The 7,122-nt window shown below is 62.2% G+C and carries 7 protein-coding genes; 3 read left to right on the top strand and 4 right to left on the bottom strand.

Annotated features, from left to right (window positions below):
• The 3 genes from M1617_02015 to tkt all read right to left on the bottom strand — a co-directional run.
• Positions 1-1,154: cell wall-binding repeat-containing protein (locus tag M1617_02015; protein MCL5887065.1), on the bottom strand; the 1,154-nt coding region annotated here is incomplete at its 3' end.
• 15 nt (positions 1,155-1,169) lie between these two features.
• Positions 1,170-2,432 (bottom strand): hypothetical protein, encoded by a 1,263-nt coding sequence (locus M1617_02010; protein ID MCL5887064.1) that lies wholly within the window; start codon positions 2,430-2,432, stop codon positions 1,170-1,172.
• 90 nt (positions 2,433-2,522) lie between these two features.
• Positions 2,523-4,553 carry a transketolase gene (tkt, locus tag M1617_02005; GenBank protein ID MCL5887063.1) on the bottom strand — a complete coding sequence of 677 codons (2,031 nt, stop codon included), beginning with the start codon at positions 4,551-4,553 and terminating at the stop codon, positions 2,523-2,525.
• 163 nt (positions 4,554-4,716) lie between these two features.
• Between tkt and M1617_02000 the strand changes: the two genes are divergently transcribed.
• Positions 4,717-5,154 carry a PepSY domain-containing protein gene (locus M1617_02000; GenBank protein ID MCL5887062.1) on the top strand — a complete coding sequence of 146 codons (438 nt, stop codon included), beginning with the start codon at positions 4,717-4,719 and terminating at the stop codon, positions 5,152-5,154.
• Here M1617_02000 and M1617_01995 read toward each other — a convergent pair.
• On the bottom strand, positions 5,148-5,483 hold the full coding sequence (locus M1617_01995; protein ID MCL5887061.1) for a MarR family transcriptional regulator: 336 nt from the start codon (positions 5,481-5,483) through the stop codon (positions 5,148-5,150). The genes M1617_02000 and M1617_01995 overlap by 7 nt on opposite strands.
• Before the next feature lie 149 nt (positions 5,484-5,632).
• Here M1617_01995 and M1617_01990 point away from each other — a divergent pair, with 149 nt between their 5' ends.
• Together M1617_01990 and M1617_01985 are read left to right on the top strand one after the other, a co-directional pair.
• Positions 5,633-6,694: a sodium-dependent bicarbonate transport family permease gene (locus M1617_01990; GenBank protein ID MCL5887060.1), complete on the top strand. Its 1,062-nt coding sequence runs from the start codon at positions 5,633-5,635 to the stop codon at positions 6,692-6,694.
• Positions 6,695-6,722: 28 nt separating this feature from the next.
• Complete coding sequence (locus M1617_01985) at positions 6,723-7,037, top strand: hypothetical protein (GenBank protein ID MCL5887059.1); 315 nt, start codon at positions 6,723-6,725, stop codon at positions 7,035-7,037.
• Positions 7,038-7,122 lie beyond the last annotated feature (85 nt).

The following is a 7,122-nucleotide window of genomic DNA, read 5'->3' as shown; positions in this document are numbered from 1 at the left end:
CCCGTGCCGCCTAGGATGACCACATCGGTCACGCCGAGTGCGGCCATAGCCGCGCTATCGATCGATGCGGGCCTGGCAAGGAAGATCGGCCAGCCCTTTGCAGCGGCTAGCGGAGCTGCAGAAAGCGCATCGGGAAAGCTCTCGCCCGTTGCCACGAACGCGGTCCCGTCATAGGCCGGGCCCAACACGCTGATAGTCTCAGAGACGATCTTGGAGTTCGTCTCGAAGCGTGTGGGACCTGCTAGGCGTACCACGTCGCCGACACCCACGATAGCCTCGACCGCACTGGCCACTCCTGCCGAAACCGCTCCCGTGCCTCCGAGTATGTAGGTCTTCGATGGGTCAAGGCGCCTGATCTCGGCTGCTACCTCGGAAGGCAAGGCGTTGGGCCGTACGAGAAGCATCGGGCCGTCGACAGCACCGGCCAGCGCCGTGCCTCCAAGTGCGTCAGGCCAGTTCTCGCCCGATGCGATCACAACCGTGTCCGCACCTGTGGGAAACGCGCGCTTGGATGCCGCTACTGCCGTGTCATAGCGCGTGAGACCGGCTACCTCAGCAAACGAGCGAGTTATGGTGAATGTGACCGTCTTGGTCGCCTCGCGGTGGCCCGCATTATCGACCGAGTAGAACTCGAGCGTACGCGTTCCGGGCGTACTCACGGCGAAAGGTGCGGTGTAAGTCGCTACCGAGCCCCCGTCGAGAATGAAGTGGGTCGAGGCCACGCCAGAGGCGGTGTCCGTCGCAACAAGACTGATCGTCGCAGTGCCCACGGAGTCCACGGCACCGCGCGGCGTCGTCACCGGAGCCTCGGTGTCGATCCTGAACTGGTACGTCTGGGTCTGGTACGCAGTTGTGCCCGAGACCGCACGCACGTTGAAGTAGTGCGTTCCGTCGGCAAGTCCGGAAAACGCCACCGGGCCTAAGCCGTCGATCACGGCATCGGGCCTGGTCGCCGCCGAGTCCGAGACCTCCCACGAGTAACCCAATCCTCTGGAGATGACCTGAAGGCCGGCCGCGGCATCGGCCACGTACGCAGTAGTGCCGGAGATGGCAACCTCCCGGGCGTCGCCCGGTGTGTCGAGGGAGCCGAGCAAGACGGGTGCCACAGGATTCGAGACGTCGATGATCTGAAGACCAGAGCCGCTATCAGCCACGTACGCGGTGGTGCCCTAGACGGACACGCCTCGGGCATAGCCCGGCGTCTCATAGGAGCCGAGCAGCGCGGGTGCCACAGGATTCGAGACGTCGATGATCTGGAGACCAGAGAGCATATCATCGTCGGCGTATATCACATACGCAGTCGTGCCGGAGACTGCGATACACAAGGCTGCACCCGGCGTGGCGTGGGAGCCGAGCAAGACGGGCTCCGACGGATTCGAGACGTCGATCACCTGAACGCCGGCGTTCCAATCAGCCACGTACGCGATAGTGCCCGAAACGGCGACGCCGACGGCTTCGCCCGGCGTGTCGAGGGAGCCGAGCAGTGTGGGTGCCGCTGGATTCGAGACGTCGATCATCAAGAGGCCGGTCCAATCATCGGCCACGTACGCGATACTGCCCGAAACGGCGACGCTGTGGGCCCGGTGCGGCGTGTCGAGGGAGCCGAGCAGTGTGGGTGCCGACGGGTCGGAAACGTCAATCACCTGGAGGCCAGAAAAGTAGTCGGCCACATAAGCGGTAGTGCCCGAGACGGCGACGTCTATGGCGAAGTCCGGAGTGTCGAGGGAGCCGAGCAGGGTGGGTGTCGCAGTATTTGCGATGTCGATGATCTGAAGACCGGAGTCATGGTCCGCGACGTATGCGGTCGTGCCCGAGACGGCGACACTTTGAGCGGCACCCGGGGTGTCGTAGGATCCGAATAACGCGGGTGCCTCAGGGTTCGAGACGTCGATGATCTGAAGGCCGGAGCCGCCATCGGCCACATAAGCGGTAGCGCCAGAGACCACGACGCCATGGGCTACGCCCGGCGTGTCGAGGGAGCCGAGCAGTGTGGGTGCCGCTGGGTTCGAGACGTCGATGATCTGGAGGCCGAACCAACCATCGGCCACGTAAGCGGTAGTGCCCGAGACGGCGACGCCTAAGGCAAAGCCCGGAGTATTGAAGGAGCCTAGGTGGGTAGGCACCTCCGGGTTCGAGATGTCGATGATCTGGAGGCCGGAGTTATTGTCAGCCACGTACGCGGTAGTGCCCGAGACGGTAACTGCGACAGCCATGTCCGGCGTATCGAAAGCGCTGAGCAGGGTCGGCGCCGGGTCGATCGCACTTCCCCACGTGAACTGCGCATCGGGCGATGAGACCCACGTTCCCGGCGGGTGCGTCGGCGACGTGAGGTTGGTGATGGTCACGGTAGCACCGAACGCCGACTGGACCGACAACCCGAACACCAATGCCAGGCATATGATGAACTGGGCCGCTTTCGCTGTGCGCTTCATGGCTCCCTCGCTTTGTGTGAAGTGTTGATACCCACGCTCCCAAGCCGACACGATCGAGCGTCGCAACCGAGAGTATATCACCCGATCGGGCTATTGAGCGCGTGGGGGGCCCGCACCCGTGATCGCTGCCTCGACCGCCTCCACGATCGCATCAACGGTCATCCCGAGCTCGCGCATCACGACCTCTCCCGGAGCCGAAGCCCCGAAGCGGTCGATCCCCACAGCAATCGGCCCCTGCCCGAGATAAGTGCTCCAGCCGACTGTGACGCCTGCCTCGGCGGTCACGCACGGAGTCCCCGGCGGGATCACAGCCGTGCGATACTCCGAGTCCTGCTCGGCGAATAGCTCGATGCTGCACATGCTCACGACGCGCGCAAAGATGCCGCGTGCGCTCAGGGCCTCGCAAGCTGCGAGCGCCAGCGAGACCTCGGAGCCGCTGGCCACGAGCACCACGTCCGGCTCGGTGTGCGGCGGCTCGGCGACCACGTATGCGCCGCGGGAGACCCCTTCGGCGATCGCGGAAGGTTCGGGTGCGGGAAGGATCGGCAGCTTCTGCCGGGAGAGTACCAGCGCCACCGGGCGGCCGCGCAGTTCGATGGCGACGCGCCAGGCGGCGACGGTCTCGTTGGCGTCGGCGGGGCGCAGCACGACAAGGCCCGGGATGGCCCGAAGCGACGCCAGATGCTCGACCGGCTGGTGTGTGGGTCCGTCCTCCCCCAGCCCGACGCTGTCGTGCGTGAAGACGTGGATGACGCCAAGGCCGGACAGCGCAGCCAGTCGCACCGCCGGACGCATGTAATCCGAGAAGACCAGGAAGGTCGAAGCGAACGGGATGAACCCGCCGTGATGCGCCATGCCGTTGACGACCGCCGCCATTGCGTGTTCGCGCACGCCGAAGTGCAGGTTGCGCCCGGAGCGGTCCGCGGCTGTGAACGAGGTCTCGCCAGCGATGAACGCCTTCGTGCTCGGCGCGAGATCCGCCGAGCCGCCCATGAGCTCCGGCATCACCTCCGCAAGCGCACTGAGCGCGGCTCCCCCGGCGTCGCGTGTCGCAACCGGGCCTCCGTCCGCAGTGTACGCGGGCGGCAGCGCGCGCTCGAAGCCCTCGGGCAGCTCGCCGGCGATCCGGCGCTCGAACTCCTCGGCAAGCATCGGGTGGTCGATGCGGTAGCGCTCGAACGCCGCTACCCAGCGCGCCCTTTCGGCAGTGCCGCGTTTCGCGATCGCCGAGAACCGCTCGCGCACGGCCTCAGGCACGAAGAACGCAGGCTCGGTCGGCCAGCCGAGCGCCTCTTTGGCGGCCAGCGTCTCCTTCTCGCCGAGCGGCTCGCCGTGCGCGGCTGCGCTCCCCTGCTTGCTAGGGCTCCCGTGCCCGATCACAGTTCGCACCGCGATCAGCGAGGGGGCATCGGTGACTTCGCGCGCGGCCTCAACCGCCGAGGCGATCGCTGCGACGTCGGTCCCGTCCTCGACGCAAGCTGTGTGCCATCCGCACGCCGCGAACCGGGCGCACACGTCCTCGCTGAAAGCCAGGTCAGTCGAGCCCTCGATCGTGATGCGGTTGTCGTCGTAAAGCACGATGAGCTTCCCGAGGCGCAGGTGTCCCGCGAAGGAGACCGCCTCAAGGGCGACGCCCTCCATCAGGTCGCCGTCGCCACAAAGCACATAGGTGTGGTGGTCGACGATCGTGTGCCCGGGGCGATTGAAGCGGGCCGCCAGCGACTCCTCGGCGATCGCCATGCCGACTGCGTTGGCGATACCCTGCCCCAGCGGACCGGTGGTCGCCTCGACGCCGGGCGTGTGGCCGAACTCCGGATGTCCGGGCGTGCGGCTCCCCCACTGCCTGAAGGCTTTCAGGTCGTCGAGCGTCAAACCATAGCCCGCCAGATGGAGCGCCCCATAGAGCAGCGCGCTACCGTGCCCCGCCGAGAGGACCAGGCGGTCGCGATCGGGCCACGAGGGCTGCGAAGGGTCGAAGGTCATGAGCTGGTCAAGCAGAGCAAACATCATCGGCGCTGCGCCCATCGGCATCCCGGGGTGCCCGGAGTTGGCCTGATCGACTGCATCAACCGCAAGGAAGCGCAGGGTATCAACGCACAGCTGCTCGACAGAATCGGTCATGTCAGAACTCCCGTCCGTGATGAGGGTTAGATGTCACAGGCATCGGGTACATTCTTACAGAGGGCACGGAAATTCGGAATCCTTGAACGAGGCCGTAACGAACCGCACTGGGGAAGCGTTCTATCGGTGTGAACCCGTTTTGTAGCGACTAAGGGGGATGAAGATGCGAGCACATATCGGAGGTCAAGCCACACTTAGTATGACTGATGCGGCGGATAAGGCACTTTGGGCAGTGGGTCGCGGGAATGTCTACGGTGTGGCTTTCAGTAAAGATAGAGGCCGGGCTGTTTGGTGCGTAGACATCCGCAAGGATCAGTGGAGTGGCGCGATGTGCCAGGTCGATGTCGTCAGCGGTCAAGTGTACGTCCGAGACACCTCATGCGTGCCTTCAGTCGTGTTCGAGCGGATGTCGAGGATGTCGCTTGAGGACGCTATCGAGCTTGCTTCGGAGGTTCAGTCCGGCGTGCTAGAAGAGGCCAGACTCGAAATCAACTGGGGCCAAATGGTCTGGGAGGTCTACTTCGTCGACGAGGAGGACACGTCCCGGGTCGTCTACGTGGATGCAGATAGCGGAGCCATCGTGGAGCCAATGTACTACTGAGGAGCTACCTCTGGCGCATCGCTACATGCTTCAGTGTCCCCGGGGTCTTTCACGAGTTTCAGGATGTCTTCGAGCGTCCTGTGTGCTTCTACCGGATGCCGCAGATGGAGGCTGCCGTCGATTACGTAATGGTTGCGCCGACCCTCGCGCAGGATGGTCAACGCGCCGTAATCGGCTAGCTCATGTATGATCCGCTGAACCGATCGCTCGGTTATCCCAACGCGAACCGCAACCTCTCGAAGGCGCATATCAGGCTGCTCATAGAGGCATAATAGAACGTGCGAGTGGTTCGTCAGAAACGTCCATTGAGTTGTTTCGTTCTCAGCCAAGTTTGCATTCCTTGTTGACGAAGTGCATTTCACGTTATAAATTACCCGTATTTTACCGCATGATGTAAACGTAGTATGCCATCCGATTCGCTCGACGGTCAAACCCCCGAGTTCCTAGGATGACAAACAAAGGGAGAGGAACCGGGAGTATGGACCTATCGATTCTGCTAGGAGACCTGTTCGCACCAGCGATGCTGTTTTTCATCATCGGCATGCTGACTGTCTTCATCAAATCTGACTTGGAGATTCCGCCCGAAGTCACCAAAGCCGCTGCCATCTTCCTGCTGATCTCGATCGGCATCGAAGGCGGATCGGAGGCAGTTGAGGCACTACAGAAAGAGGTTGGGCTCCTGATGGTGATTCTGGCCACGGCAGGCGTCGGTGTTGTCGTTGCAACGATCTCCGTAATCTTCAATGCCGGTATATTCTCGAAGATTGGGTTCTCCACGGCTGACGCATGGGCCACCGCAGGAGTATATGGCGCGGTGAGCACCGCTACGCTGGTAGCCGCCGTCGGCCTTGCTGAGTCTGCTGCGAAGGCGGCTCCTGATGAGTTGATCTATGTTGGCTGGATGCCGGCCGCTAACGTCTTTCTAGATGCTGCGGGTGTCATAGCCGCCATCTTCCTGGGACGTATGGCCCTGGCGAGGGAGAACCGCGCAAAGCAGGCTATATCGATCAGCAAAAAGGGGCTCTTCCACGAGGCGCTTGTGGGATATGCGATATGGCTGATGTTGGCTGGCGTATTGGTAGGCGTTCTATCCAGCGTCTTCTCGCCTGACCGACTGGACAGCGCCAACGCCTTCTTCGACGACATGTTCGCTGGTATACTATGCATCTATCTGATAGATATGGGAATGCTTGCTGCAAGACGCATCGGCGAGCTCAAGGCGCTTGGATCTCGCTTGGTGTTGGCAATACTCGCGGCTTTCGCGCTACCTCAGATCTGGGCTTCCGCCGCCATGCTGGGGATGTACGGCATTCACCTCGCTTTCCCGGGCATGCTAGGCTGGGGCGACGCTTTCGTCTTCGCTGCAATGGCAGGAAGCGCCTCGTACATCTCTGCGCCTCCTGCGATGAGGGCCGCTATACCTGAGGCGAACCCGTCAACGTACCTGCCGTTGGCCTTGGCACTAACGTTTCCGTTCAACTTGTTAGTCGGCTTCACGTTATGGAAGATGATGGCGCAGGCGCTCTGGGGCGCACTCTAAAAGGATGGCAGACCAGGAGGTCACTTCAATGGAGCTCACGGATAAGAAGCGAGTCAGCGTGATAGTCGAATCAACCTTTCGTGACAAGGTGCTGGAAGCACTCGACGAAGTCGGAGCGAGCGGATACACCATTTACTCCGAGATATCTGGCAAAGGCCAGCACGGAATCCGCGGGGACTATGGCGAAATCGGGATACTGAAGAACGTCGAGATCGTCAGCATAATGAGCCACGAAATCGCCGATGCTGCTCTCGATAAGCTCAACTCGCTACTGGATCAGGGAGTCGTCATGATCGTCCACGTGATTGATGCTCAGGTAATTCGTCGAGACCACTTCCGCTAGACTATGGCGACTGCCTGAGAAAGCACACACATTCCGGACGTCGCACCTCCATGCAGGAATTCGCCACTAGGTGTGATAATGTATG

Source organism: Actinomycetota bacterium, from assembly GCA_023488435.1.
Taxonomy (GTDB): Bacteria; Actinomycetota; Coriobacteriia; order Anaerosomatales; family UBA912; genus UBA912.
This window is presented reverse-complemented; position numbering and strand designations above follow the sequence as displayed.